Annotated in this window: 19 protein-coding genes; all 19 read right to left on the bottom strand. The window is 67.2% G+C overall.

Translation table 11 applies throughout. The features are described 5' to 3' along the window. Positions 1 to 34 precede the first annotated feature (34 nt). A complete protein-coding gene (locus tag ACIRQF_RS30690; protein WP_404097022.1) occupies positions 35 to 1,006 on the bottom strand; it encodes an endonuclease/exonuclease/phosphatase family protein in 972 nt (323 codons plus the stop codon). A gap of 130 nt (positions 1,007 to 1,136) precedes the next feature. Continuing rightward, a complete protein-coding gene (locus ACIRQF_RS30685; RefSeq protein ID WP_404097020.1) occupies positions 1,137 to 3,662 on the bottom strand; it encodes a Helicase associated domain protein in 2,526 nt (841 codons plus the stop codon). 1,094 nt (positions 3,663 to 4,756) lie between these two features. Beyond that, positions 4,757 to 5,734 carry an endonuclease/exonuclease/phosphatase family protein gene (locus ACIRQF_RS30680; RefSeq protein WP_404097017.1) on the bottom strand — a complete coding sequence of 326 codons (978 nt, stop codon included), beginning with the start codon at positions 5,732 to 5,734 and terminating at the stop codon, positions 4,757 to 4,759. 347 nt (positions 5,735 to 6,081) lie between these two features. After that, on the bottom strand, positions 6,082 to 6,948 hold the full coding sequence (locus tag ACIRQF_RS30675) for a protein phosphatase 2C domain-containing protein (RefSeq protein WP_404097014.1): 867 nt from the start codon (positions 6,946 to 6,948) through the stop codon (positions 6,082 to 6,084). 66 nt (positions 6,949 to 7,014) lie between these two features. Beyond that, positions 7,015 to 8,502, bottom strand: coding sequence for a tetratricopeptide repeat protein (locus ACIRQF_RS30670; RefSeq protein ID WP_404097011.1), 1,488 nt, complete (start codon positions 8,500 to 8,502; stop codon positions 7,015 to 7,017). 158 nt (positions 8,503 to 8,660) lie between these two features. After that, positions 8,661 to 9,215: a GntR family transcriptional regulator gene (locus tag ACIRQF_RS30665; RefSeq protein ID WP_404097573.1), complete on the bottom strand. Its 555-nt coding sequence runs from the start codon at positions 9,213 to 9,215 to the stop codon at positions 8,661 to 8,663. 135 nt (positions 9,216 to 9,350) lie between these two features. Next, the gene (locus ACIRQF_RS30660; protein WP_404097008.1) at positions 9,351 to 10,619 is read right to left on the bottom strand and encodes a hypothetical protein; all 1,269 of its coding nucleotides are present in this window, start codon (positions 10,617 to 10,619) and stop codon (positions 9,351 to 9,353) included. Between the two features lie 341 nt (positions 10,620 to 10,960). Next, entirely contained in the window at positions 10,961 to 11,854 is an 894-nt protein-coding gene (locus ACIRQF_RS30655) for an endonuclease/exonuclease/phosphatase family protein (RefSeq protein ID WP_404097004.1), read from the bottom strand. A gap of 69 nt (positions 11,855 to 11,923) precedes the next feature. Next, complete coding sequence (locus ACIRQF_RS30650) at positions 11,924 to 13,321, bottom strand: glutamine synthetase family protein (RefSeq protein ID WP_404097001.1); 1,398 nt, start codon at positions 13,319 to 13,321, stop codon at positions 11,924 to 11,926. Beyond that, complete coding sequence (locus ACIRQF_RS30645; protein ID WP_404097570.1) at positions 13,318 to 14,823, bottom strand: amino acid permease; 1,506 nt, start codon at positions 14,821 to 14,823, stop codon at positions 13,318 to 13,320. The genes ACIRQF_RS30650 and ACIRQF_RS30645 overlap by 4 nt, the downstream gene beginning before the upstream one ends. Before the next feature lie 1,166 nt (positions 14,824 to 15,989). Continuing rightward, entirely contained in the window at positions 15,990 to 16,250 is a 261-nt protein-coding gene (locus ACIRQF_RS30640; protein ID WP_404096998.1) for a helix-turn-helix domain-containing protein, read from the bottom strand. A 246-nt stretch (positions 16,251 to 16,496) separates the two neighbouring features. After that, a complete protein-coding gene (locus tag ACIRQF_RS30635) occupies positions 16,497 to 17,009 on the bottom strand; it encodes a LuxR C-terminal-related transcriptional regulator (RefSeq protein ID WP_404096995.1) in 513 nt (170 codons plus the stop codon). Between the two features lie 448 nt (positions 17,010 to 17,457). Then, a complete protein-coding gene (locus ACIRQF_RS30630; protein ID WP_404096992.1) occupies positions 17,458 to 18,690 on the bottom strand; it encodes an acyl-CoA dehydrogenase family protein in 1,233 nt (410 codons plus the stop codon). Positions 18,691 to 18,758: 68 nt separating this feature from the next. After that, the gene (locus tag ACIRQF_RS30625) at positions 18,759 to 19,295 is read right to left on the bottom strand and encodes a GAF domain-containing protein (protein WP_404096989.1); all 537 of its coding nucleotides are present in this window, start codon (positions 19,293 to 19,295) and stop codon (positions 18,759 to 18,761) included. Then, positions 19,292 to 19,921, bottom strand: coding sequence for a GTP-binding protein (locus ACIRQF_RS30620; protein WP_404096986.1), 630 nt, complete (start codon positions 19,919 to 19,921; stop codon positions 19,292 to 19,294). The genes ACIRQF_RS30625 and ACIRQF_RS30620 overlap by 4 nt, the downstream gene beginning before the upstream one ends. Continuing rightward, positions 19,902 to 20,267 carry a DUF742 domain-containing protein gene (locus ACIRQF_RS30615; protein WP_404096983.1) on the bottom strand — a complete coding sequence of 122 codons (366 nt, stop codon included), beginning with the start codon at positions 20,265 to 20,267 and terminating at the stop codon, positions 19,902 to 19,904. Before ACIRQF_RS30615 ends, ACIRQF_RS30620 begins: the two co-directional genes overlap by 20 nt. Position 20,268: 1 nt before the next feature. Further along, positions 20,269 to 20,745 carry a roadblock/LC7 domain-containing protein gene (locus ACIRQF_RS30610; protein WP_404096980.1) on the bottom strand — a complete coding sequence of 159 codons (477 nt, stop codon included), beginning with the start codon at positions 20,743 to 20,745 and terminating at the stop codon, positions 20,269 to 20,271. 88 nt (positions 20,746 to 20,833) lie between these two features. Further along, positions 20,834 to 22,468 carry an ATP-binding protein gene (locus ACIRQF_RS30605; protein WP_404096977.1) on the bottom strand — a complete coding sequence of 545 codons (1,635 nt, stop codon included), beginning with the start codon at positions 22,466 to 22,468 and terminating at the stop codon, positions 20,834 to 20,836. Positions 22,469 to 22,918: 450 nt separating this feature from the next. Next, complete coding sequence (locus ACIRQF_RS30600) at positions 22,919 to 24,133, bottom strand: helix-turn-helix domain-containing protein (RefSeq protein WP_404096974.1); 1,215 nt, start codon at positions 24,131 to 24,133, stop codon at positions 22,919 to 22,921. Positions 24,134 to 24,211: the final 78 nt, after the last annotated feature.

Here is a 24,211-nt window from a genome sequence, read left to right as displayed (position 1 = left end):
GGCAACTGAGCCAGCGGGTTGTAGAGCGGTATCTTCACGAGGCCAGCTCCCACGGCTCGAGCGGGGCGAACTCGCGACGGAGGGCCTGGATGAGCTTGCGGCGAGACAGGACGATGAGCACGATGTGGTGGTCGCTGATGCCGGACATGTCCAGCACCTGTACGTACTTGACGGCCTGAACCGTGAAGCCGTCCAGGTAGCCCCGGTCGATCCGGCACATGCCGCCCTGGCCGGCGGCACTGGGAGCGAAGCCGGCCGTGGGGTCCAGCGCGTGCGGTTGGTCGCAGTGCAGCGCGGCGAACCGGGCGGCATCGTGCATGCCACTGTCCATCATCACCTGGTCCACGGCCGTTCTGCTCGCCCAGAGTCCTTGGAGTCCTGCCGACTGCTTGACGGCCCGGTGGCAGCGGTGCACGACATCCGTGACGTCCGGGGAGTTCCAGGGGATGTCCGAGAGGCCCCACGGCTTTTGGTTCCAGTCGCCGAGAATCCAGGCAGCTGACCATTCGAGATCGGGACCGGCCGCACAGTGGTCGTCGACCTTGTCGACCACGGAGGTCAGCTCGTATGCCTCGAGCTCGTTCTGAGGCGGGTTGCAGTACGGCGCGTGATGCGAGAGCACGTTGATCGGAACTCGCGGCACATCGGGCAGGCGGACGACCACGTGGGTGGGTGGGGTCCGGTAGATCCGGGTGTAGTGGCGCTGAGGTTCCCGATCGAGGAGGAACGAGCCCCTGCGCACGAACAGACCGGTCGAGTTGCGGGCCTGGCCCTTGTCGGCCCGGAAACCGTGGCTGTCGAGCGTGCGTTTCCCGGCTGTGAACCGCCGGTTGGCGGCCCGCTTTTCGGCCCAAGGCGCATCAGGTCTGGTCTGGGAGAATGTGAACTCGGTGACCGCGACCAAGTCTGTTTCCAGCGGGACCAGGATTCCTTCGTACGCCCGGTACCAGCAGTCCGGAAGGCGTCGACGGGCTGGTCGGGGGCCGCCGTCGTTCGTGAGGTTCATGATGACGACGGTTAGATCGTCCGTGTCCGTGTGCATTCTGTCCTCCTCTACGCAATGGGTGGCGTCTCCTAGCGCAACCAGGGGCGACCGCACCTGGTAGCCCGCTGTGACTTCGTGCCGCCGGGCACGGCTACTGCCCTTCGGTCTGGTGCCACAACGGATCGATCGCGGAAAGGCGTTGTTGTGCCGGTTCAGTGAGTTTCCCTAGCCGAAATTTCTTGCGCTGCTGGTACAGCCAGGAATGCAGTTGGTCGCCGCGGGGCACGTTCAGGTGGCCATGAGTGGCGTGAAATTGCGCCAGTTCGGTGCAGCGGGTGTCCCAACGTTCCTGAGTGGGATCCCAGGAAAATCCGATCGCGTCCAGCAGGGTCTTGTTCTCCGTGCTCAAGGTGCCCGCCTTGTGGGTGGCGCGCTGACTCCTCGACCAGGAACGGACATTCACGCCGTCGGCAGTGCTGAGGTCACCGGGCACGTCGCAGTGCCCGTGTTTGGCCTGGAATGCCTTGAGTACGTCGTAGGTGTTGCGCCAGGCGGCTTCCCGACGGTCGGTGAAGTCGATTCCGACCTTCTTCATCAGTGCGATCTGCCAGGAGGCGAGCCGGCCGTTTCGGTGGGCGACGCGCTGATTCTCCAGCCAGACGGCTTCTGGATCAGCTGCGGGGAGACGCAGGAGGCTCTTGCGGCGGTCGTAGACGGCCTTGAGTTCGAGGTACCGGCGCATCCAGCGGTCCTGGGCGGCGTCCCATGGGAAGCCGATAGCGTCGAGCAGCTCTCTACGCTGCTCGGAGACCTTGCCTTGGCGTCGACGGGTGCGCTGCGTTTCGCACCAGTTCAGGACGACCACGTCGTGAGGCGTTTTGATGCTCGCATCGAACACGAAGTGGCCTTGTTCGGCCGCGAGTTTCTTTACCACCTCGTACGTGGCCGTCCACGATGCGTCCAACTGGTCCCAGACCATGCCGGCCTGTTCCAGGCGTGTTCGGCGTTCCTCCAACAGTTCGCCGGCGTTGTGGGCGACGCGTTGCTTGGTCCACCAGGCACCCAGCCGCAGTCCTTCGGAGGTGACGTGGTCGAGGGGGATGCTGGTGTGGCCGTTGGCCTCGCGGAAGGCCAGGGCGGCGCCGTAATGCTCCTCCCAGGACTGCGTGGAAGTCCGGACGGTCTGCACTGTGATGGCGTTGGCGAAGTTCGGTGGAACCGGTATCCCGGTGATCCTCAGCCATTCCGGCAGCCCCAGCGGGTCCCTGTCGTCGGAGCGGAAGGCGTCTTTGAGGTCTTGGTCGCGGGCCCTTGGCCGGGCGCCGAGGTCTTGCCGCATTTGGGCCAGGCGCTGGCCGAGGCCGTCGTCGTGCGCGCACAGGGCCCGCACGACCTGCCACACGGGGGCGAAGCGGGATGTGCTCAGGGCCGCCTCGGGGTCCTCGCCGGGCTTGAGCAGCACGGGAACGATCACGGATGCGGTCTTGGGGCCGGCTTGCTTGCCCCGCCGTAGGGCGCGGCCGACGGCCTGAATGCAGTCGATCGCGGAGCCGCGGTTGTCGACGAAGGCGACGGAGTCGATGGCTGGCACGTCGATGCCTTCGCCGAGGACGCGCGCGTTGGTGATCACGACGAGGGAGTCGTCCTCGGCCCGTAGCCGGGCGAGGGTCCGCTGACGGTCGGCGAGGGACTCGGAGCCGTGGACGTGTCCGACGACGAGATCCAGGGGACGCTCGGAGGGGGCGAGGTGGGCGGCGGCGTGCGGCAGCGTGTTCGCGAACCAGCGGGCGGTGAGCACTCGGTTGTGGAAGGTGATCATCCTGCGGAGGCCGTACTCGTGGGCGGCGCGGAGGATGGCGATTTGTGTGGCGAGCACGGCTGGGGACAGCGCGGAGCGGCCGCTCTGGTAGAAGTCGCCCTCGGGGTCGGCGGCGGCGGCCCTCACCTGGTCGTCGGTGACGACGGGCACGATGATGCGGTAGTTGGCCAGCAGGCCCAGTTCGATCGCGCGCGAGAAGCCCAGTCGGTAGGCGACATCGCCGTAGATCTTCGTGTCATCCATGCTGACGGCGTCGTCCCCGCCGCCCGCGATGATTCTGGGGGTGGCGGTCATGTACTGGCGGCGCGCAGCGGGAATGAACGCGTTGCTGTGGACCATGGCGGACGTCTTATCCGCGCGGCCGGCACTGCGGTGGGCCTCGTCCAAGATGATCAGGTCCCACATCGGCAAGCCGTGTTCGTCGTGGGCTGCGGCAACGGCCGGAAGGCTCGCATACGTGACGGCGACAGTGACACGGCCCGGTCCCTCCGTCTGCCGGGCGAGGTCCCCGGCACTGGTGGTTACCGTGGCGTGCTGCGCACGCAGATGCGGCTGTTCACGAAGGACGTCCTTGTCCGAACAAACTGCCACGATGCGGCCCATCCCCGCGTCGCCGAGGACCGCACGCCACTCCCTGAGCGTCTGTGTGATCAACTCCAGGAACGGCACGACGACCAGGACCCTGGTTACCTGCGACCGGTCGGCCAGCACTTGGACGCTGGCTGCGGATATTCGAGTTTTGCCGGTTCCGCACGCCAATACCGCCGTGGCGCGCTCGGCCTTGTCGAATGCAGCCGCCAGGGCCTCGACGGCTTCTTGCTGGTGGGGCCATAGGGCGGCCCTGGATGTTGTCGGCACTACTGTCCTTGAAGAATGCGTGTAGGAGTCGCGGTCATGGGGCTGGCGAGGAGGCCCGTGTCTGGCAGCCGGTGCGTGTCGTCTGGCCTGTCTCTGCTCGGTAGTCGGGGACGGGCGGTGCGGCCGTCAGGCTCTGCGGAGCCAGCGGAGCTCGAGGACCGCGATGCGCCCGCGGCGGCGAGCGCCGCCGTGGAGGGGTGACGGCGTTGACGCGGCCGCCGGGCGGACCGACGCCGTGCGTGCCTGCACGGGGCCTTCGGGTTGGGTCTGCGCCGAGCATGCAGCAAGTAGGGGTAGACGACCTGCTTGCAGGAACCGCATCGGGTCTTCCAGGGGAAGGAGACACCTGGGTAGGGCGCGAGGGGTTCCCCCACGTAGAGGCGCATGTCCGCTTGGGCGATGGCTTCGGGGAGACGTGCGCCGCGAGAGCTGTGAGCGCAGCGGGCTCCGGGGTGGCCCTTGATGACGTCGGCCAGGCGAGGTAGGCGAATGCGATGGCAGACGGTACACATCGATCGCCACGGTGCGCTGGGCCGGCCCGGATACGCCGCCAGGGGTTGATATCCATAGGCGTTCATCACGAGGATCGGGTCCAGAAGCAGTGCTTCCGCGAGTAGGCCCTGCCCGTGCTGGACCCTTGGGCGAAGGCCGGCGGCCGCGCACGCACCGACCCCCGCGACAGTGGTCGCATCGGCACGTGACGGTGAGCTGGGTGTGGTGGCGCGCTTTGGGCTAAACGGGCTGAGGTGGAGGGCGCCGAGCGCGGATGCGCGCTGCGAATCCGTCTCGTCTCGTCGGGGTTCGGGGTGAAGCACGCTCGGCCTCTTCGTGGGGTGGGTGAGAGTCAGTCGAGGGCGCCGAGGGAATTTGTGACCCGCTCGGCGTCGGGCGCGCTGATGGGCTCGTACAGCGCTAGAGCTCGTTGGAAGTGGCCTCGTGCATCCGTAGTTCTGCCTAGCAGGGCGATTACGTCGCCGAGCATTTCGAGGCTCCGGGCGCTCCAACGGGGCGAGCCTGCCGTGGCGAATTCCTGATTGGCCTGGAGGAGACAGCGCCCGGCCCCGGCAGATCCCGTTGCCGCGTGAACGAGTCGTCTACGCGGTCCATTTACGATGCGGTGCCTGATTGGTGAGGTCGATCGGCGCCAGCGGGGTGATCTCTCGGCGTAGGGCTTGGGCCAGCCTCTTGCGGGAGTAGACGACCTTGACGGCGTCGTGGTCGGTAAAGCCGCTGGTGTCTATGACGGCGACGTCGATGACGGCGTTGACGGTGTGTGGGTCGGTGTAGTGGCGATCGATCCGCCGTAGACCGCCCTGCGTGGGCTTGCCACGTCCGGCAGTGGCCTCCAGCGCGTGAGGTAAGCCCAGTGTGCATGCGGCGTACCGGGCGGGATCGTGCAGACCGGCTGCCAGGAGGGTCTCGTCGGCGTAGGTACAGCTGACACGCGCTCCGCCAGGACCGGCGTTCGTACGATGCATCATGTGTGTCCTGTCAGTGATCTCCGGGTTGGTCCAGTCGATCGGTGGGACGCTCTCTCGTGAGGGATGGGGATATTCGTTGCAGTCGCCCGCTCCGATAAATGCCGCCCCTTTGTTGATCTTGTCGGCGAGGGCGAGGATCTCGTCCGTCTCCCGTTCCCGCCCTCGGGAGGAGTTGAAGGCCAGATGCCAGCTCACCAGCACGATGGGAACTTCGGGTACCTCGCGCAGGCTGACGACGATGTTCGTGGGCGGCGTACGCCATAGCCGCTCTTGCTCGAATTCCTGGTGGACATCGAAAACGTCCGGGCGTACGAACAACCCCGTCGGGTTGCGGCCCGAGCCTTGAGCCCCGAGAAAGCCGCGCATGCCGAGGGCACGCTCGGCTTGGTGAAGACGGCGTTGGCCCTCGGATCGGCTGAAGGTCATCTCCTGCCGCATCAAAATGTCGGGACGGTGTTCGTTGAGCAGTGCGTGTGCGTCATGCCACCTCTGGGGCGGTCTGCCATGTACATCGGGGCCTCCGTCGTGCTCGATGTTGGCAGTGATCACGGTAATGACGGGTTCGCCATAGGGGTCGCGCTTGCTAGTCATGTGTCCTCCGTAGAACGGGTGTTCATCAGGGCTATGGGGTTCTGACTCGGCTGGCGCCCGTGCGCGAGAGGACCCTGCCCAGGGCCAGAAGGGCGGAGAGCGTTGCTTCGCGCCGCTGCGCGAGTCCCCACTCGCCTCGCCGGACTGCTTCCCGTGCCAGGGCCTCGGCCTCGAACCACCGCCCCTGCTCACAGACGGCCTCCGCTGGGAGACCGAGGGCCTCGACGACATGTTCGTTGCCGGACATAGCCGGCAGGCAGGCTGTCACCCCGCCCGACGTTCAGCACAGATTCTCTGGCGCTCGGCCGGGCCCCCGTCGATCGCTGACTGGGCGGGGCGGTGCCAGCTCATGCGGCGACCGCGCGGTCGACGGTGGCGAACCGAAGGAAGGCGAGCGCCTTGTCGTCCGAGACCTTGTAGCGCGGCCAACGCCGACCGTCGGGGTCGTTCGCCTCCGCGTCCTGAATCGCGTGGACGACAGTGGCGGGGCTGCCGGTGAGGCAGGCTCGGGCCAGGGCGTCCCAGGTGGGGTACAGCCCGTACTCCTCCACTCCGGCGCTCACCCCGTCCGTCATCACGAGGATGTCGGCGATGCTGGCGGTCGGCCAGGACCGCACCACCGCGTGGCGGGCGGCTTCCGGGACGGCTTCGGCGACCCAGTACCCGCCCGGCGCATCGTTGTTGACATGCCGTAGCTGATGAGCGCGGAGTTTCTGGAGCACGGCCCGGTGATCCGTCGCCTTGAAGCCGCGGCCGGCCAGCAGCCACTTCCGGTATTCCTCGTACGCCGGATGCCGGGAGACCAGTTGGGCGAGGCGGTCGTCGCGTACGGGGTCGAGCTGCCCGCGGATGGTGCGTGCGATGACGGGAGTGTCGGCCAGGACGAGCGCGTCGATCGTCTCGTCGCGGTGCCGCACGATCGAGACGGTGGCAGCCGGGGACGATCCGGCGACCAGGTCGTGCTCGCGGACGATCGCCCAGATGGCCTGTTCGAGCACCTGCCGCAGGTCGGCGTCCGGGTCGGCGGCCAGCACCGAGGCCACCTGGTTGCCGAGGACCTCGGCGTACCAGCCGCCGCGGGGTTCTTCGTCCGAGACGGTCGAGACGCCGTCCAGGACGATGACCGCTCCTGGGGCCTGCACGATGCGGTCCTCGCTGGGGCGGCCTCCGCCGGAGAGTTCCCCGGTGGTCAAGGAGAATCCGAGATGGAGCATTCGGTGATCGTCTTTCTGCGACAGGAGACAGAGGAGGAAGGGACGGGGAGCAGGGGGGCGGGGTGGTCAGCCCATGGTGATTTCCTGGTGAATGGTGCGGATTTGGATGGTGCCGTGCGCCTGCTCCCCCTGGGCGTGCACGCTCGTGGTGAGGGTCTGCTTGGCGATGACCGCCGCTTCGTCTGTGCGGCCGGTGCGGTGCAGTAGGAGGGCGATCTGGGCGCGGAGCAGGAGGGTGTGCGGGTGTTCCGGCTCCCGCGTGGCCTCGCGGATGGCGAGCAGGTCCTCGGCCTGGACGGTCGCTTCCTCGAAGCGCTGCTGACCACTTAGGAATTCGACCAGCAGGTGCCGGGCGGCCAGGGTGTCCGGATGGTTGAGGCCGTGAACGGCGTCGAGAGTCTCGACGAGGGGTCGGAGCAGCGACTCGGCGTGGGGCTCGCCGGTTGAGGCGAGCACCCATGCCATCGCCAGACGGGCTCCCAGGGCCGCTTCGTGCATGTCGGGGAGCGCGCGCTCGGCGCGGCGGAGGGCCTCCCGTGCCAGGGCCTCTGCCTCCACCCATCGGTGCTGCTCGCCGACGGCCTGGGACAGCCGGGCTACGGCATCGATCACGGAGGCCGCGTCGGGGCCTGCGAGCTTTTCCCGGCCCGTCAGCACACGCCGCAGGCGTGCCTCGGCCTGCGTCCAGTGCCCCAGCCCGTAGGCGACGAGGGCGTGATCACGCAGGATCTGGAGGTGCCACAGGTCACCTGCGCAGGGGCCAGTCTCTACGCCGGCAAGTACTGCGGTGTACAGCTCGTCGGCCCGTTCGAACGCGCCCTTAATGGCGGCGAGTTCGGCAGCCTGCAGCAAACCGTCGATTGCTTCCACGTCAGCTGCATCCACGTCAGCCCGAGCAGGGCCGCTGGTTTTGTGGGGGTGAGCGGAGCCTTGTGCGGTGGTACCGAGGGGAATCCGGGCAAGAGGTTGGCCCCAAGTGATTCTCTTGTTCCGGGTGTCGGCCCGCACATTCACCAGGTGCACGGCGTCGATGGTCAGGGGAGCGTGACCGGGCTCCACGCGTCGCAGCTTGCGCTGGACCAGGTCGGAGTCGGCTTCGCCCGTGGCGTATGCGTGGGTGAGGTGCAGTACTCCAGTGTCGAAGGTGCCCGTGTCCGCCCCGAAGACGTCCTCGACCACCTCGCGCACCCGTCGGCCGACCTCCACGAGTGGTCCGGCGGCGCTCAGGTCGTAGATGGTCCCAGTGAGATAGCTCAGGCAACTGCCTACCATGACGGTGACCGGCTCCACGTCCCGTAGCCGCCCCGTCAGCCCGGACACCAGTTCCTCCCGCTGTGCGGCGGAGAGACTGCCGGCACTGTGTCCCACGATCTGCGCCAGGGCGATGTGGAGCCACTGGTCCTCGACGAAGGCGAGAGGGAAGTCCGTGAGGGCAGCGCGCTGCGCGGTGATAAGCCGGGCGAGCTGCGGATTCCGCTCAAGGTCAACGAGGGCGTACACGTGGAGCAGTTCAGTGCCGTCAGACCACTGTTCACTGCCATGCATGAAAGTCATCGCTTGCACAGAAGTACCTTTCCGAGAGCAGGGTGGTTTGTCGTACGGCCGGTGTCCGTGCGTACGACGGCGGGCAGTGGCCCGTGGACGCAGGTTGGCTCAGGCGGCCTCGCCCAGATGCACTTCGTGGTCGCGCGTGAACCCGTACCGCCCCCCGCTCACCGCCCACCACCGGGACGGCGCGTTGTCTGCCCCGCGTTCCTCACTTCTGCGACATCCGGGCACACGAAGTGACCCTTGGGACTGAGGGAGTACAGGAAGCCCTCCCCTTTGAGTACGGCAACTGCTTCTCTGGCCAGCCACGTTCGACAACTGAACTCCTTGGCGAGCTCGGCCACGCTGGGTATCCGGCCGCCGGGCTGGTACGTGCCGTCAGAAATCCGCATCCTGACGGCCCGCGTGATGCGTTCGACCGTGTTGCGGGTCGAGCCCCGGCCGGGCCATATCTCGCACCCGCCCTCGCTCCTTCGAGCGAGGACCTCCGATCCTGTCGGCGGGTCTCGCGGATCGACGACCACCGTCCCGCGCCCACGCCCAGGAACACTGACCAGGAGCCCGCGTTCTCTCAGCGCCCGGCAGGCTTGATCGACTACCGAGCGGCTGACGCCGAGTTCTTCCACAAGGCGAGGGCGCGGAGGAAGCACCGAGCCCGCCGGATACGTGCCGTCCTCGATGCGGCCGTGGATCAGGGCAGCGATCCGGGTAGGCAGCACCTCTTTGCCCTGCGCGGGCGCCGACGTGAGATCCGTTCCGCTCACGACGCGCCACCGGGGCGCCGGTCCAGCACGACCGTGAACACTGCGTTACCTACCAGCAGTCCATTACTTGCAACCTCCCTGCCGATGACGTCACGCCAGCCAGAGTGGATGCTCATCCCAAGAACCTCCTGACCCTGAAGGGACGGGGACGTCACGCAGGACATTGCCTGGCACTTCGGCCGTCAGCAGCCGCAGGTCGTGACGGGCGGCGGGAGCCACGGCTCTGTTCTCAGTGCTCCGGCCGGCGAGGAACTCGCGCAGTCCGATGTCCCCGCCCCTGGCCATGGTGTACGGCGGTACCGAGTGGCGGGACAGCACCAGGGCTCCGGGTTCCGCGCCCCCTGCGGGCCCGGAAGCGAACAGGTGCCGTACGTCATAGAAGTGGCGCTCCTGCAGGCTGCCAATGTCGATCACCGTGGCGTTCTCCGGTGCTGGCTCGCCCTTGCTCAGGGCAAGTGGCACGGCTGCGCGGTCGTGCACGAGGACGTGGGCGGCCGCGTACCGCAGCGTCTGCTCATCGGCGGTGGCGCCGCCCTTGCCAGCGAGCCGATCGAGCACGCGCTCGCGCTGGGCGGGAGTCAGGGCGGTCACCAATTGGTGCAACGCGGCGAGGACATCGTCAGTATTGGGGGGCGTGCTGTAGATCCCGTAGCGGCCCGGTGTCAGGACCGCCAACATCCGGTCGAGCGACTTCGCGAGGACGGCGGTCTCCTCGGAGACATCACGTTCGGCAAGAGCGTTGATCCGGCAGCCTAGGGAGGCGGCCAGGACCACCTGCAGGTAGGGGGCGCTGCAGCCGGATGCGCTGAGGCGGGTCGACATCAGCACGGCCGGCAGGACGTAACTCAGTGCCCGCAGCGGCACCTGAGTGCTGGCCCCGTAGACGACACGCAGTACCAGCGGAGTGCGGACCGCCTTGTCGACGGCCTGTAGCAGAGGCCTGACACCCTGGGCGGGTAGTCCGTGTAGGTAGCCGGTCCGCCGAGCCTCGGGCCCGATCACGGCCGTCAGCAGGCGGGGTCGCATCCGGTTGGTCTCGCTGGCCTCCACTACGCTGCTACTAGCGGGAAGGACACGCAGTGCGTTGCGAACCACCTCGTCATTCCTCATGTAGCTGGCGGACTGGGTGCGATCCAGCAGTGGTATGCCCCGGAGAACGGCTGTCAGCAGGTTGGTCTGCTTCCTGCCCAGCGGCGGGATCTGCCCGGGCCTGTTCAGGAGTGCGCCAGCTGGCGTGTCGGGCAGGTCGGCTGTGCCGCCCGTATCTGGAGGTGCGGGCACCGTCTCGCTGAGGTGGCGGATGCTTTTAGAGCTCGCGTAGCGGGCGTCTGCCTCGTCGAGTGGGGCGTAGGCCGCCATGAGAGGTCCTTGCTTGGTGGGATGGATCGGTAGTGGGCAGCTGAGGCGGGATACAAAGTCGGTGTTCTTCGAACTCAGTGATGCGTGTCTTGGAGCTGGGAGGTTTTCCCCCACCGGGTAGGTGCCGTCGGCTATGAGGCCTCGAGGTTTGGCCTTCACACGCTGTTGGTCGTCGAAGGTGGCTGTGGCAGTCCGGCTGCGAGGCCGCAGGTCTCGCTGGTGGCCGCCCCGCTCATGCCGCGCGTCCGCCGTGTTGTGGAGAGCATGAGCGGTTCCATGGGAGCGGCCGTGGCACTTGCTGGGCTGATGGATCGGCCTGCTGGCCGATGACACTGTTCGCTTCATGCGGCGCTGCGCTTCGGCTGCTTGCGGGGGTGGCGGTGCAGGCGGATGTCGAGCTGGACCGGAAGGTGGTCGGAGAGCTTGGTCAAGTCCGGAGCCTCGGGCTTGAGCGTGCGGTAGTCCACGACCTCGATGCGAGGGCCGGTAACCATGATCTGGTCAAGGCGGAGAGGCACCTTCTCGTTGTCGTACCAGTAGCCCACGGTCGGCTCGCGCTGGACGAGCACGTCGTTTTGCGGGTCGCGCCAGCCGGACTTGAGGAGCACACGGCGGGCGCGCCGGTCCCAGCCGCCGAAGGAGCCGTCGGGGAGGACTTCGCGGTGGCGATGCCACAGGTACTGCGGCACCCGGGACCAGTCGTTCAGCTCCGGGTCGTTGTCGTCAGGGGCGTTGGCGTCCATACTCAGGACCTTGTCCTCTGGCCAGCCGGGGAAGTGCCCGCCGTAGTCGGCCAGGAAGTGGGCCTCTGCCAGCCGGGCTGCGCCGCTGGCGAAGGACAGGTGCGTGCCGAGAGCCATGAGTGGGATGCCGTCGACGTCGAACACGTCGCGCGAGACACCGTGATAGAAGGCACCGCGTGCGAGTTCGGTGTGCGGCCTGCTCGGGGTGAGTTTGTCCGCGTTGTAGAACATGATGCTGTGGTTGCGTCCGTCGCCGATGCGGCTTGTCACGGGCGGTAGCGCGGTCAGACCGGTGATGTTCTCAACGTCGTTGATGCGCCGGCCTTCATGCCAGCTGGTGCCCTCCATGATCCACAGCAGGTCGAGGTCGTAGAACGAGTCAAGAAACTCCAGCTGCTGAATACGCCGGTCCTCGCTGGTGCCGTCGATGCCTCCGTCCTTCACGTTCCACGCAACTTGGGTGAGCTCGATGCTGCTGTCAGCCGCGGTCATGCGTTCTCTTTCCGGATGGGTTGGCGTGCGCGGAGGCCTGGGCTGCGCCGGTGTGTGGGGGAACAGGGATCACTGGAGAGCAATCTCCCGCCGCCGTTCCTCGGGGCTCACCACGACGCGATGGGCTTCGATCTCGTGGTGCGCGGACAGGGCGTAGTGCTCGACGACCTCTGGGGCGAAGAGCTGGGCGGGGAGTTCGCTGATCCGCATGAGCTGTAGCGCTTCCTCCAGCGATCGGGGGACGAGGGGTAGGTCGGTGGCGGTGACCGCGTTGCCGTCCACCCGTGGTGGAGGGACGACCTTGCTGTCGAGTCCGTAGCCGGCCGCCGCCAGGACGGCGGCGAGGGCGCGATAGGGGTCGGCGTCGGCCCCCGGCAGCCGGATCTCCAGATGACGCCGGGCACCGGTGCCGACGACACGGATCGCACAGGTGCGGTTGTCGAATCCCCAGCTGTAGTTCACCGGCGCGCACGTACCGGGCGTGAGCCGTTTGTAGGAATTGACCGTGGGAGCCCAGAACGGGGCGAGCACGGGCAGCGCGGTGAGGAGTCCGCCGATGACGTGCAGTGCCGCTTCAGGCAGTTCCGTCCCGTCACTGCAGAAGAGCGGCCGTTGCCCTTCGGAGTCGTGGAGGGAGAGGTGGATGTGCAGGCCGCTGCCGACCCCAGTGTCGGGAGCGGCCATGAACAGGGGAAGCACGCGGTGGGTCGCGCCGATTTCGACCGCGGCGTGGCGCAGCAGCATGTGCTGGTCAGCGGCGTGCAGGGGTTCCCCGTGGGGGAAAGTGATCTCGATCTGCCCGGAAACTCCTTCGCCCTTGACCGCTTCGAGCGGCAGATCGGTCCCGGTCAGCGCCGCGTGAAGGGCTGCGAGGTACTTGCGCAGCGCGGGAGATTGGTGGAGCCCGTAGTCCCGGCTTCCCTCGAACAGCGGCGTGAGGTCCTGATATCCCGAGCGGGCCGCGCTCTTGCGTGTGCCGTGGTAGAGGACGAACTCGGCTTCCAGCCCGACGCTGGCGGCGATCCCGCGCCGTTCCCAGTGCTCCAATTGCCGCTTGAGGATGTGGCGGGGAGCCACGGCCACCGGCTGCTGGTCACCGGTGACGGGGTCCGCGAGCACCAGCGCCGTGCCCGGCATCCATGTCGGCGTGCGCAGCGTCGCCAGGTCGGGAACGAACCGCATATCGCCGTACCCGGTGTCCCAGGAGGCGATGCCGAAGCCGTCCAGGGGACGCATGTCGGCGTCGGTGGCGAGCAGGTATCCGCACCAGGATGTTCCATGCTCGGCGACTTCGTTGAGGAAGTGCGTGGTGCTGTAGGTCTTGCCTTTGAGGCCGCCCTGCATGTTCGCCGTGGCGAGCATGACCGTGGTGACGGAGCGGTTCCGTATCAAAGTGGACAGTCGGCCGAGGCCACTGTCGGAACCGTCCGGTGTGGTGCTGGGCCGGTAGGGGGCGGTGCCGGTCATACGATGTCCTCCGCCATCTGGTCGCGCTCGCTGGCGGTGCCGTACTCGGGGACGATGTCGTGGCGCAGGCCCCAGTGCCAGGCCGCCCAGGCCAGGGTGAGCATGACGACGAGGGCGACGGGCGCGTAGTTGAACGTGTCGACGGTGATGGGGGACACCGAGGGCAAGCAGAGCAGGATGGTGACGAAGGCGACCCAGATCACGGCGATCCAGCCGATCGGCTTGCTCCAGCGGCCCAGGTGCCATGTGCCGGGCTTGAACTGCTTCCCGCGGCGCAGCCTCAGGAAGATGGGGATGGCGTAGGCGGGGGTAATACCGATGACGTTGATGGTGGTGATCGCGGTGTACGCAGTGGTGGAGAACAACGCGGGCGCGGCCAGCAGGAGGGGGACGACGGCGGCCAGCCACACGGCGTTGACCGGGGTCTTGGTGCGAACGCTGGTCCGCCGCAGCTTCTTCGCCAACGGCAGGGCGCCGTCGCGGGAGAACGCGAAGATCATCCGGCTGGCGGAGGTCATGCCGGCGTTGGCACAGAAGATCTGGGCGATGATCACCACGAGCAAGAGGATCTTTGCCATGGACGGTCCGAGGGCGTCGAGGAAGATCTGGGCCGGGGGGACTCCGGTGGCACTGTTGATCGTTCCGTCGTAGTCCTGGATCGCGAAGAGCAGTCCGGCGAGCAGGATGAAGCCGGCGACCCAGGACCAGAAGATGGAGTGGACGATGCCCTTCGCCGCGGCGGTCTGGGCGCGCTCGGTCTCCTCCGACAGGTGGGCGGAGGCGTCGTAGCCGCTGAAGGTGTACTGGGCCAGGAGCAGGCCGAGCAGCCCAACGTACAGCGGGTTGCCCCAGCCGGTGTTGTTGGTGAACTCGCCGAAGACGAAGCCGGCCGACTGATGGTGGTCGGGTATGAACACGAGGGCGGCGACGATGACGGCGACTCCCCCCAGGTGCCACCACACGCTGATCGAATTCAGCACGGAAACCAGGTGCACGCCGAAGAGGTTCATCACGGCGAGCAGGAGCAGCAGACCGGCGAAGATGAGGAAGGTCTTCACCGGAGTGGGAGTGAACCCGTAACTCAGGTTGAGCCAGGCCCCGATGAACAAGGCGCATCCGTACGGGCCGGCGGCCATGCCGCCCAGCAGCCCGAGCAGGTTGAACCAGCCTGTGTAGTGCGCCCAGCGGGGACCGCGGAGCTTGCCGGCCATGAAGTACAGGGCACCGGCGGTGGGGTAGGCGCTGGTGACCTCCGCGAGGGCCAGGCCGACGAAGAGAACCATCAGCCCGACGACGGTCCAGCCCCAGATCATCACGGCGGGCCCGCCGGTGTTGAGGCCGAAGCCGTACAAGGTCATGCAGCCGGACAGCACCGAGATGACGGAGAAGCTCAACGCGAAATTCCCGAAGCCGCTCATCCGTCGGGCGAGCTGAGGCGTATAGCCGAGCTTCTTCAAAACCTGTTCGTCGGCAGATGAGGGCGGTGCGGCAGACACGGGCAGTACCTCCAAAGCAGGGGGACAGGGGACGGGGGTTGCGTTCTGGGCGGCCGGGCGCGGGGTGAGCCCTGGCGGATCACATGAGGCCTCCTGCACGAGGCGGTCCGCTGTCGCGTAGTCGCAGGAGACGAGCTTGGAGAAACTCCTCTTGCCAGTCGCGTCCGTCGGGAGCAACGTCCTGCCAGGGGGCCCGCGTGACGCAATTTCCGATCGCTTTGAACACGTCGCGTGCCGGGTAACCGCCGTGGTGGAGAGCCTGAGCGAGGTAGTTGAGATCCAAGGGCGACCAGGTCGTGTCGTCCGTGTGGCGAAACCACTCGTCAAGTGCCCGCAACGTGTAAAACGAGATCACTGAAGGGGCCCAGTGCAGGCGGGGCGTCTCATCGCGGTTTGCTCGGCGGCGGAATCTTTCCAAGTGGGTATACAGGGGGAGAACGATGACCGCCGATCCACGAGGGGCGGCTTGCGCTGCCCACCGGCTGTAGACGACGGCACTGCGTGCACTGTCCTCATAGGCGAGCAAGGCGTGCATCGCGCGATGCCAGGCCTCCCGGTTGTACGGGTCTCGCCGATGGGCAGCCCACAACAGGCCCCAGGGTCCTGGCGGGAGGCCCGGTTCCCAGCAGGTCTCCCGGTTCTCCGGTCGCCTTTCCCATGGGCGTGGAGAGTCGATTGGTGCCAGCGCGAGCCATGCCACCCACGGCACTGGGTCATCGGGCATGAGTCTGGACGCCAGGTCGCACGCTTTTCGAGCCGCGTCGGCGAGGAGGAGCGCGTCGTGCAGCTGCCCACTGCGGTAGGCATGGAGGGCGCGCTGGACGAGCACTCGGGCCCACATCATGCGGTACTGGTGGTCCTTGCTCTCCCGACCCCACGCTTCCACGGCGTCGCACTGGGCTGCGGCGGAGGCCAACACCTGACTTCGGAACGTGCGCTGAGCTGATGAGGCCGTTTTGTCCAGCAGCTCGCGGGTGGAGCGCCATCTGCCGATACGGATGTCGTCCAGTGCTGGGCGTAACTCGGTGTCGAAGCCCGCGGGATGAGATTCGAAGACCCGCATCAGTACCACCCGCCAGCCTGTCGACGCGCAGGGTGGCAGCGGTTCGATGCCGCGACTGCGTGCAGGGGCGCCAGACGCGTGCCGAGCCGCGCCCCGTGGGCCCCCGGGGTCATGACGTGCCCTTCTTGGCCCCGGTCGGGTGGGCGTAGCCGCGCCCCCTGAAGGTCACGCGGCCAGCGAGGAGCTTGTGGATTGAGCCGTAAGACCGACCAGTGGCCCTACGGATGACCCGAATCGAGGCACGCCGCTCTGTGTAGGCCGCACGGACCTTATGCTGAAACTCCTGCGCCTCGGCGCCTTGGAGGTGCGTTTTGGGCGGGATCCACGGCAGATCCAGGGGCGGGTCGAAAGGTGCTCTCGTGGGGGTCATGCGAGCTCCGGTGCGGACGTGGGGCGTGGGTTTCGTGGAGGGGGAGGGCGAGGGAGTCGGTCACGGCGCAAAACTGTGGACCTGTCCCCTTGGCCGGACAGGGCGGGCAGTCTCAGCTGGCCCTGTTGTCGTGCGACTCGTACATCGCCGCCTGCCGGTGTCGGACGGTGCGCAACCCGGATGAGCCCTGAGCGACGAACGCCCCGGAGCGCCCTTGCTCCATGCGATGTACGCAGGTCCTGGTCATCACTGGACTCCGCCAGGTTCGGTCGCCCCCAGGTCGGCAGTGCTCGCTTTGCTGCCCCCTGTGCCCAGGAGTCCCCAAGCGTGGCCGAGGCCGATCAGGTGGGTGTCGTTGTCCGCCCCGGCCTTGTCAACCAGTTCCCTTATCCGAGGGCGGACGTCGGCTGGAGGTATCCCGGCTGCTCGGGCGATGTCGTGGGTTTCCGGGTGCTCGGCGAGGGCACGAAGCAGCCGCCGTTCGTCGCGAGCGAAGTCCGGTACGACGGCGGGCGCTTGGGGCGGAGCAATCTGCCCGCTGGCCAAGGCGGCGTGTGCACGGGCGGCCCTGCCTTTTCGGCTGGTGATCTGAAACTTCCGGCCGATACTGCTGACGTGGGCGGCGAAAGTTCCGGTGCTCATACCCAGGTCGTGGGCGCCTTGGGCGTTGGAGACACCAGCGATCATGGCTTCAGCTACCAGCTTTTCGGTGGGGGTGAGCTGGGTCAGCTCGGTAGCTGTCTGGATCCTGACGACCATGGCGCACTTTCTGGGGTGGGCGTGGACAGTGGGTCGGTTTCGCAGCAGCGGGACCGAGGCACATGGGGAATTGCAGATGGCCGCGGGTGGTCCCGCTCGGCGGTGGCCGAGGCCTCACCTCGGGCAGATGCGTGACCTGCCGGTAGTACTCGCGGCCGGCGCCAGGTTTGCCGCAGTGGCGACGCTTGTGTGAAATGAACCCCGGCGCGAAATCCCACCACTGGTCGTCGGTATCGACCAGTGAGGTATGCGTGTCGGCATCAGCACAAGGGACAGACGAGACGCCTCGATTTGGGATGCCGTCCAGTTCCCGCCGAACGACAGCCAGCGAGCCTGGTGTCTCGAAGTCAGCCGTAGACACGGCGGGAGGTGCGCTCATGGTGGGGCTCCGTGCTGTCACTGAGTCGGTTGTCGAGTTGCTCGGTGCCTGGCGGGCACCGGGGGTGAGCTATGCGGCTGTGCTGGTGGGGAGGAAGAGGGAGGTCTTGGCGGCGAGCCTTTCGGACCACTGGATGGCAGGCGCGCCAAACTCGGTCTCGGCCAGGCGTTGGCGCTGGACTTCGCCGGTCCCGGCGGGCGCGTAGGTGTGTTGGATGTCTCGCCACAGCCGCGACAGGATGTAGTCCCCGCGGAGTGCGTGGGCACCGTGCAACTCCATGGCATCCTGCCCGGACTTTACGGCCAACTTGTGGCTGAGGTATTTGGAGTTGATGAGCCTGTCGTCGCAGCTCTGACCATGGTCGAGCATGCGCGCGGCCTGGTGGGCGAGGTCGAGGCTGGCTATCAGCCGGGACTTCATCGCGCCGACCCGGTCACCCAGGACCGCCAGGTCGGAGAGGGTGCCCTTGTAGCGACGCCGTCCGCTGAGGAACGTGGTGGTGCAGTCCAGGATCGCTTCGTGGATGCCAAGGGACACCGCGGCCAGGTTGGGCCGGCCGTAGAGAATGCTGCTGCTGTAGGCGATGTCCTTGCCGTCGCCCACCTCTCCGATCACATTGGCATCGGGGATGCGCACGCTGTCGAACGAGAGTTGGCCGAAGCTGAATCCGTGCAGGCCGAGGGCGGGCCGGTGTGGTTCGACGGTCAGGCCCTTGCGGTCGTGTTCGACGAGAAAGGCAGTCAGGGCACGGGATCCGGCCTGCTCGGCGGAAGCAGTGCGCGCCACAACGCAGTGGACGTGGGCGATGTGGCTGTTGCCGATGTGGACCTTACTGCCGTCTATGATCCAGTCGCTGCCGTCTCTGCGGGCTGTCGTCTCCATGCCGAGCACATGACTGCCGGTCTCCTCTTCGGTGACCGCGATTGACAGCAACGTGTTGCCGGAGGCGATCTGGGGCAGCAGCAGGGCCTTCTGCTCGTCGCTGCCGTAGTGGATGATCATCGATACGGGCAGTTGGCTCGCCTGCAGGATGGCGCCGGCCGCGCCCGAGGCCCGCGCCATCCTTTGGATCATGAGGGTCTTGGCTAGATGTCCTGCATGCATGCCGCCGTACGGAAGGCGGGGGATTGTGACGCCGAACCATCCCTGCTCGGCCATGAGCAGGGCCAGGTCGCGTTCCACGGCGTTCGGGTCGGACTCCATGTGCTGGACTCGGGGGGTGACTTCCGCAGTGGCGAACTCGTCGAAGTGCTGGACCAGGCCCTCGTAGTCGGGCGTGAGATCCGGAGTCGTGGACGACATCGTGGGCATCGTTGGCTCCCCCTCAGGGTGGGTGGTCGCGAGTGGTGCGGCCGGGCGCGCGGGTGCTGCTACGAGCTGGTACGTCGGTAGAACTCGGCCATGAACAGGTCGCGGTAGTGGTCGATGAGCGTCCACAGGGGGCGGCCTTCCGAGCGGTCTCGTGGCTCAGTGCCGACCACGCAGACCGTGCCCCAGACATGGTTCGTGCGGTCGTCGATGAGCGGGGCACCGCCGTACACGCGGATGCCGATCTCGTCGACGACCGCGTTGCCGGCGAACTCGTCGAAGTCGAGGACGTCGGTCAGCACCAGCGAGCCCCGGCGCTGGACGACGTGCGGGCAAAACCCGTGCGTCAGCGGCATGGTGCGCCCCACCACGGGCAGTTCACTGCCCGCCGGGTTGGCGAGACCGAGGAAGAACTGCTCGCTGCCAACCCAGTTGACCATGGCGTACGGGGTGCCGGCCGCGTTGGCGACCTGCTGCGCGAATGCGTCGAACGCACCCACCGGCGGAGCCGTGGGGTCGAAGAGGTCGGGCAGGTGGCTCTGCCAGTCGATGTCGTGGCCGGTGGTGGACAGCAGGTTGGACGGAGCGTGGGGGTTCACGGCTGTGCTCCTTGAAGAACGGCGGCGGCAGGGGCAGATGGGCGGGTGAGCGTGTGGTCGATGAGGCGGGCGAGGACGCCCTTCACATCCGCCCTTTTGCGGGCGTCGCACAGCACGACCGGAACGGTGGCCGGCAGGGCAAGAGCGGCTGAGACTTCGTCGGCGGCGTAGCGGCAGGCGCCATCGAACTCGTTCACGGCGACGATGACGGGAAGTCCCTTGTTCTCGAAGTAGTCGACGGCAGGGAAGCTTTCGTCGAGGCGGCGGGTGTCGACGAGGACGACCGCGGCGAGGGCTCCGCTGCTGAGCTCGTCCCACATGAACCAGAACCGGTCCTGCCCGGGAGTGCCGAACAGCATCAAGACGGTGTTCAGCTGCGGGAAGGTGATCCGGCCGAAGTCCATGCCGACCGTGGTCGCCTTCTTGTCGAACAGCAGCGTGAGGTCGTCCACGCCCTCGGAGGCGGCCGTGATCACGGCTTCGGTACGCAGCGGGGTGATCTCGGAGATGGCGCCCACGAACGTGGTCTTGCCCACGCCGAACCCGCCGGCGACAACGATCTTTATGGAGGTGGCTTGCGCGCCGCCGAGTCGGCGGGGCAGCCCGTCAGAGCTTGAGGAGTCCATCGCGAACGGCCTTCAGGAGATCAGTGTTGGGAAGGTCAGTAAGGCCTGCGGGGGTCGTGGCGCTCAGCGCGCCGAGATCGATGAGCCGGGACATGAGGATCCGCGTGATCTGGAAGGGCAGCCCGATCCGGGCGCCGATCTCAGCGACGCCCAGGGGCTTCTCCCGGCACAGTGCCACGGCCTGTTCGGCTTCCGGCGGCTGGCCGGCGGGGAGTTCCCGCTCGGCCCACAGCAGTGTCTGGACCTGCAAGGTGTGCGTGGGCCTGGTCTGGCCGCCGGTCAGGACGTAGAGGCTGGGGGCCTCGGTGTCTTCGACGGTCCAGGCCGGGGCGCTTGAGGCCGCCATCTCACTGGCCGTCACCGGAGGGGGTCCCGCCCACGCGTGCCTGTGTGGCCAGAAGCTCGCCCATCCGCTTGATCAGGTTGACCATCGCGAAGCCGACGGCGCCCTCGTCCGCCCGCGTGCTGGTCAGCACGCCCAGGACGCTTTCCACCTTCGCGGGGTCGCGTCCGATGTTTCGCGCCAGCGCGGCTGGTGGGCTCCCCGCGCTCATGATGAACAGCAGGAAATTGCTCTTCCTGATGAGGACCTGTTCAACGCGGCCCTGGCCGTCATCGACTCCGTGGGCAAGCGAGTAAGCGCCGTTGATCACGGCGGCCAGGCGGTCCGGCAGATCGCCGTCCATGCTCGGTCCCGCGTGCGCCAGCCGCAGGCCGTCCTGCGAGGCGAGCAGGGCTCCGGTCACGTCGGGCAGTTGGGCCAAGTCGTTGAGGAGCTCGTCCACAACCACTTCCGGCTGGACCGTAGTGGAATCGGGGGTCATTCCAATTCTCCGTATCTCCGTACGTCGTACGGACCGGTGCTCCGGCGCGAAGCCAGGCACGAAGGGTGGGTGGGGCGCGCTGCGGGTATCAGCTCGCGCTCCCCCCGGGCGGCTGGACCTCGCCGGCTGTCCCGCCGTCCTCCGCGCGCTGCACGCCTTGGGTGAAGTTCCTGAAGAAGGCGGGATTCGGTGGTGCCTGCGGGGCGAGTGAGCTCTCGGGTTGTGCGGGGGCCGCGGATTCACGGGTCGTTGCCTGAGGTATCCGCTGTGGCAACCGGGGGCGCGTGTCGGGTGCGGCACCGAGCGCAGGCGCTGCGGCGGGCGGTCCCGAAACGGCGAGGCGCTGCGGGGCGATGGGCTGCGTGTCACGGTGAGGCAGTTGGCCCGTCGGCGCTGGGAGCGGTGGACTTGGTCGGGGACCGCCGGCCGGCCGGGGGCCGGGACCGGTCGCAGCGTGTGGTGCGGGGCCCGGAACAGCGGCAGCGTAGGCGTGCGCCGGCGAGGGGGCTGCCGGTTCGTTCTGCCAGAGCAGGAGTCTGTCCGGCACCACCACGAGCGCGGTGATCCCGTGCATGAGGTTCTTCTGCAGCCGCACGTCGATGCCGTACCGGCGGGCGAGTTTCGCCACCACGAGCAAGCCGGTCTGGCGCTGGGCGAGTTGCTCCGCCAGGTGAGTGTCCTGGGGATTGGCCAACATCTTGTTGTAACGGTCGAGTGCGCGCACGCCCATGCCTACGCCACGGTCCTCGATCTCCACGGCCAGACCTGCGGTGACCCTGGTCACGCGGACGACGACCTTGGTGTCCGGCGGCGAGCTGAGAGTAGCGTTCTCCTCCAACTCAGCCAGCAGATGCATCAGATCGGGGCCGGCGAAGCCGGGTATCTGCACATCGAGCGAGGCCGTGTGCATGCGGACTCGGGCGTACCGCTCGATTTCCCCCGACGCGCCGCGCAGCAGTTCCATCAGCCCGATCGGCTGGGTCAGCGTGCGCGCCTTCACGCCCCCCAGAACAGCCAGGCGCCCGGCCGACCGCCTCATCCGCTTGAGCAGGTTGTTGACGTCGAACACGCGGTAGAGCACGTCCGGGTCCTGGACCTGCTTGGTCAGTTCCGTCACGATGCCCAGCGCCCGTACGAGCAGCAGAGTCAGGCCGCCAGCTACATAGACGAGCGCCTGGGCCAGCTCCGCCTGCCGCCCGCTGACCACGGCCCGCCAGGCTTCCTCGTGCAGCTGAGACAGCGCAGCCTCGGCCTCGTTCCAGGGGTTGTTGTCTGTACTCGTCTGTGCCGGTCCGAAGTCGGGAGGGGACGGCCGCTCACCCTGGTCGAGCTGCTCCAGAGCATCGCTGATGCTCTTGCGCCCTTGGTTCGCGCGGGAATAGAAGTGACCAAGCCATCCGTGCACAGAATCGCTGTATTCACTTCGCTGTTGGTGCAGGTCACCCGCGATCCGTACGGCCAGCCGGTCTGCAACGATCAGCGAGGCCAGCCCGGCTGCCGCCGCTGCCCCTGCGATGATCCAACCGTTCGCGGAGACGGGGGCCGTCGTGGCGACGGCAGCCGCCGTGCCCAGAGCCGCCGTGGTCACGAGGGCGGGCACGAGCACGAGAAGCCGCAGCCGCAGCCGCAAACCCTTCTCGGTGCGCAGTGGCTCGGCACCGTGCGCGCGCCGACGCTGGCCACGACGGCGAGCGTTTGGCTGCGAGCATGACAGATTAGACATTGCTGACCTCGCGGGACCTGGTCCTGACAGGGCGGACGGAACGGTCGACAGAGATAGGACGGGTCGCGCACCGGCGCAGAGCGGGGGAACGACCGCGACTACGCCGAAGCTCGGGCAGGAGTGAACGCCGGGGCACGCACACCAGACCGCAGCCGACTGGGTGGGCGGCGCAACGTTCGGGGCACGTGTGACAACCGTAGAAGCTGTTTTGAAGAAGGGGTGGAACAAAGTGTTCCACCTCGTTTTCGAGCCGAATGGCTGGACATCGGCCATGGCATCCTGCCGAGCGTCCCGAGCATCCACCGGCCGGTAACCCTCCGTTGGTTCCTCGCGAGGTACCGCAGGGGCGAGTTCGACCCTGGTATCTGGCACGAACAGCCTGGCGTACAAGGGCGGCCGAGGCGGACGCTGCGTGAAGAATGGCAGGGCCAACGGCCGGGCCCGCGCTGGCTATGGCAGACCGAGTCGCTCTGCCAGGTCAGCGAATTCATCATCCAACGGGTGGGTCTGGCGGACTATTTCCGCAACGAGCCGCCGACCGTCTGGATTGAAGGCGATCGTTTCTGCAGAGGCTCTCGCGGACTCCAGGAGAGCCCCGCGGGCAGAGGCGCGATCTCCGTCCTGGTGGTGACTGCGCGCGAGGTCAATGAAGTGCTGGGCTCGCCGGTTTGTTGACGGCATCCGCTCCGGATCCAGCTGCGCAGCACTCGCGACAGCGGCAGAACTCCGACCGCACTCAACGTTCACTGCTACGGCGTAAATCCCGACGTTGGTCGCGCTGAACATGGTCTCCACGCCAACATGCCCCCTGAGGCTCGTCGCAGCCTGCTCTGCCGCTTCCCAGTACCTCCAGGCGTCACCAGCTCGTCGGTCGCTGGCAGCCCCCATGGCAGCAAACAGCAGCAGAGCTCCGTGCAACGACTGCTCCTCGACCGAGGCCGGACGCGCGACATGGCGAAGCGCAGCTAGGGCGGTTGCTTCTGCTTCCTGTGGCTGCAGAGCCGTCAGAGAAGTCATTGCTGAGCCCCATCCCGCAAGGGCCATGAGGTACGGGTTCTCGGAGGAATCAGCAGCCAGTAATGCTCTATCTGTGAATTGAGCGGCTAATTGCATTGCCCGTACGCCGTAAGCAAATCGCTGGCCGAGAAGGTACACGCTTGTCGCAATCTCGTAGGCTTCGCGGCGCTGGGCACCCGAGGCGGCCCGAGTCAGCGCGGTGGTATCTCGCAGCAGGCCTGGGAGCAGCAAGCCGAGTTGCGTGTTCTGCGTGCGCGAAACATGCCACGTATCCCATGCGTGTCGGACTCGGCCTTTCAGACGGTCCGTCGAACAGGGTGCTATTTCCGGTGCTGCAGTCAGTAGCGTGTGGGTCAGTACCTTGCGAACCTCCGGGACGGCCGGATGTTCTGGCATCTCCAACCCAGTGGCGGTGAACCTCCGCCCGACCAGCGAGCTGAGGTCATCGATACGTAGCGCCCGGGCAAGGTCGATCAGGTTGTCCAGACGCAGCGCCCCGCGTCCCTCCTGTTCGAGCAAGCTCACCCACCGTTTGGTGTGCCCCACCAGTTGAGCCAGTTCTTGCAGCGACAGGCCACGTCGGCGTCGGTGCCACCTCACTCTGCTGCCTACCAGCACAGCGAGATCGTCACCCCCAGACTCCGGCATACAGCGTCACCCCCGTGGCAGAATCAGGGTGCGGGGCCATCGCGCGCAGTCGAAGGTGAAGCAGTGCACCGGGCCCAA

This window comes from Streptomyces sp. NPDC101191 (genome assembly GCF_044767915.1).
Lineage (GTDB): Bacteria > Actinomycetota > Actinomycetes > Streptomycetales > Streptomycetaceae > Streptomyces.
Note: the sequence above shows the minus strand (reverse complement) of the source record. Positions and strands in the feature narration are given on the sequence as shown.

Excerpts from the sequence above, each read along its gene's own strand:
- ACIRQF_RS30675 (WP_404097014.1), bottom strand. The coding sequence starts at position 6,948 with ATGCTCCATCTCGGATTCTCCTTGACCACCGGGGAACTCTCCGGCGGA.
- ACIRQF_RS30670 (WP_404097011.1), bottom strand. The coding sequence starts at position 8,502 with ATGACTTTCATGCATGGCAGTGAACAGTGGTCTGACGGCACTGAACTG.
- ACIRQF_RS30615 (WP_404096983.1), bottom strand. The coding sequence starts at position 20,267 with ATGGCGGCCTCAAGCGCCCCGGCCTGGACCGTCGAAGACACCGAGGCC.
- ACIRQF_RS30620 (WP_404096986.1), bottom strand. The coding sequence starts at position 19,921 with ATGGACTCCTCAAGCTCTGACGGGCTGCCCCGCCGACTCGGCGGCGCG.
- ACIRQF_RS30635 (WP_404096995.1), bottom strand. The coding sequence starts at position 17,009 with ATGGTCGTCAGGATCCAGACAGCTACCGAGCTGACCCAGCTCACCCCC.
- ACIRQF_RS30690 (WP_404097022.1), bottom strand. The coding sequence starts at position 1,006 with ATGAACCTCACGAACGACGGCGGCCCCCGACCAGCCCGTCGACGCCTT.
- ACIRQF_RS30605 (WP_404096977.1), bottom strand. The coding sequence starts at position 22,468 with ATGTCTAATCTGTCATGCTCGCAGCCAAACGCTCGCCGTCGTGGCCAG.
- ACIRQF_RS30680 (WP_404097017.1), bottom strand. The coding sequence starts at position 5,734 with ATGACTAGCAAGCGCGACCCCTATGGCGAACCCGTCATTACCGTGATC.
- ACIRQF_RS30640 (WP_404096998.1), bottom strand. The coding sequence starts at position 16,250 with ATGACCCCCACGAGAGCACCTTTCGACCCGCCCCTGGATCTGCCGTGG.
- ACIRQF_RS30610 (WP_404096980.1), bottom strand. The coding sequence starts at position 20,745 with ATGACCCCCGATTCCACTACGGTCCAGCCGGAAGTGGTTGTGGACGAG.
- ACIRQF_RS30650 (WP_404097001.1), bottom strand. The coding sequence starts at position 13,321 with ATGACCGGCACCGCCCCCTACCGGCCCAGCACCACACCGGACGGTTCC.
- ACIRQF_RS30630 (WP_404096992.1), bottom strand. The coding sequence starts at position 18,690 with ATGTCGTCCACGACTCCGGATCTCACGCCCGACTACGAGGGCCTGGTC.
- ACIRQF_RS30600 (WP_404096974.1), bottom strand. The coding sequence starts at position 24,133 with ATGCCGGAGTCTGGGGGTGACGATCTCGCTGTGCTGGTAGGCAGCAGA.
- ACIRQF_RS30655 (WP_404097004.1), bottom strand. The coding sequence starts at position 11,854 with ATGACCGCGGCTGACAGCAGCATCGAGCTCACCCAAGTTGCGTGGAAC.
- ACIRQF_RS30660 (WP_404097008.1), bottom strand. The coding sequence starts at position 10,619 with ATGGCGGCCTACGCCCCACTCGACGAGGCAGACGCCCGCTACGCGAGC.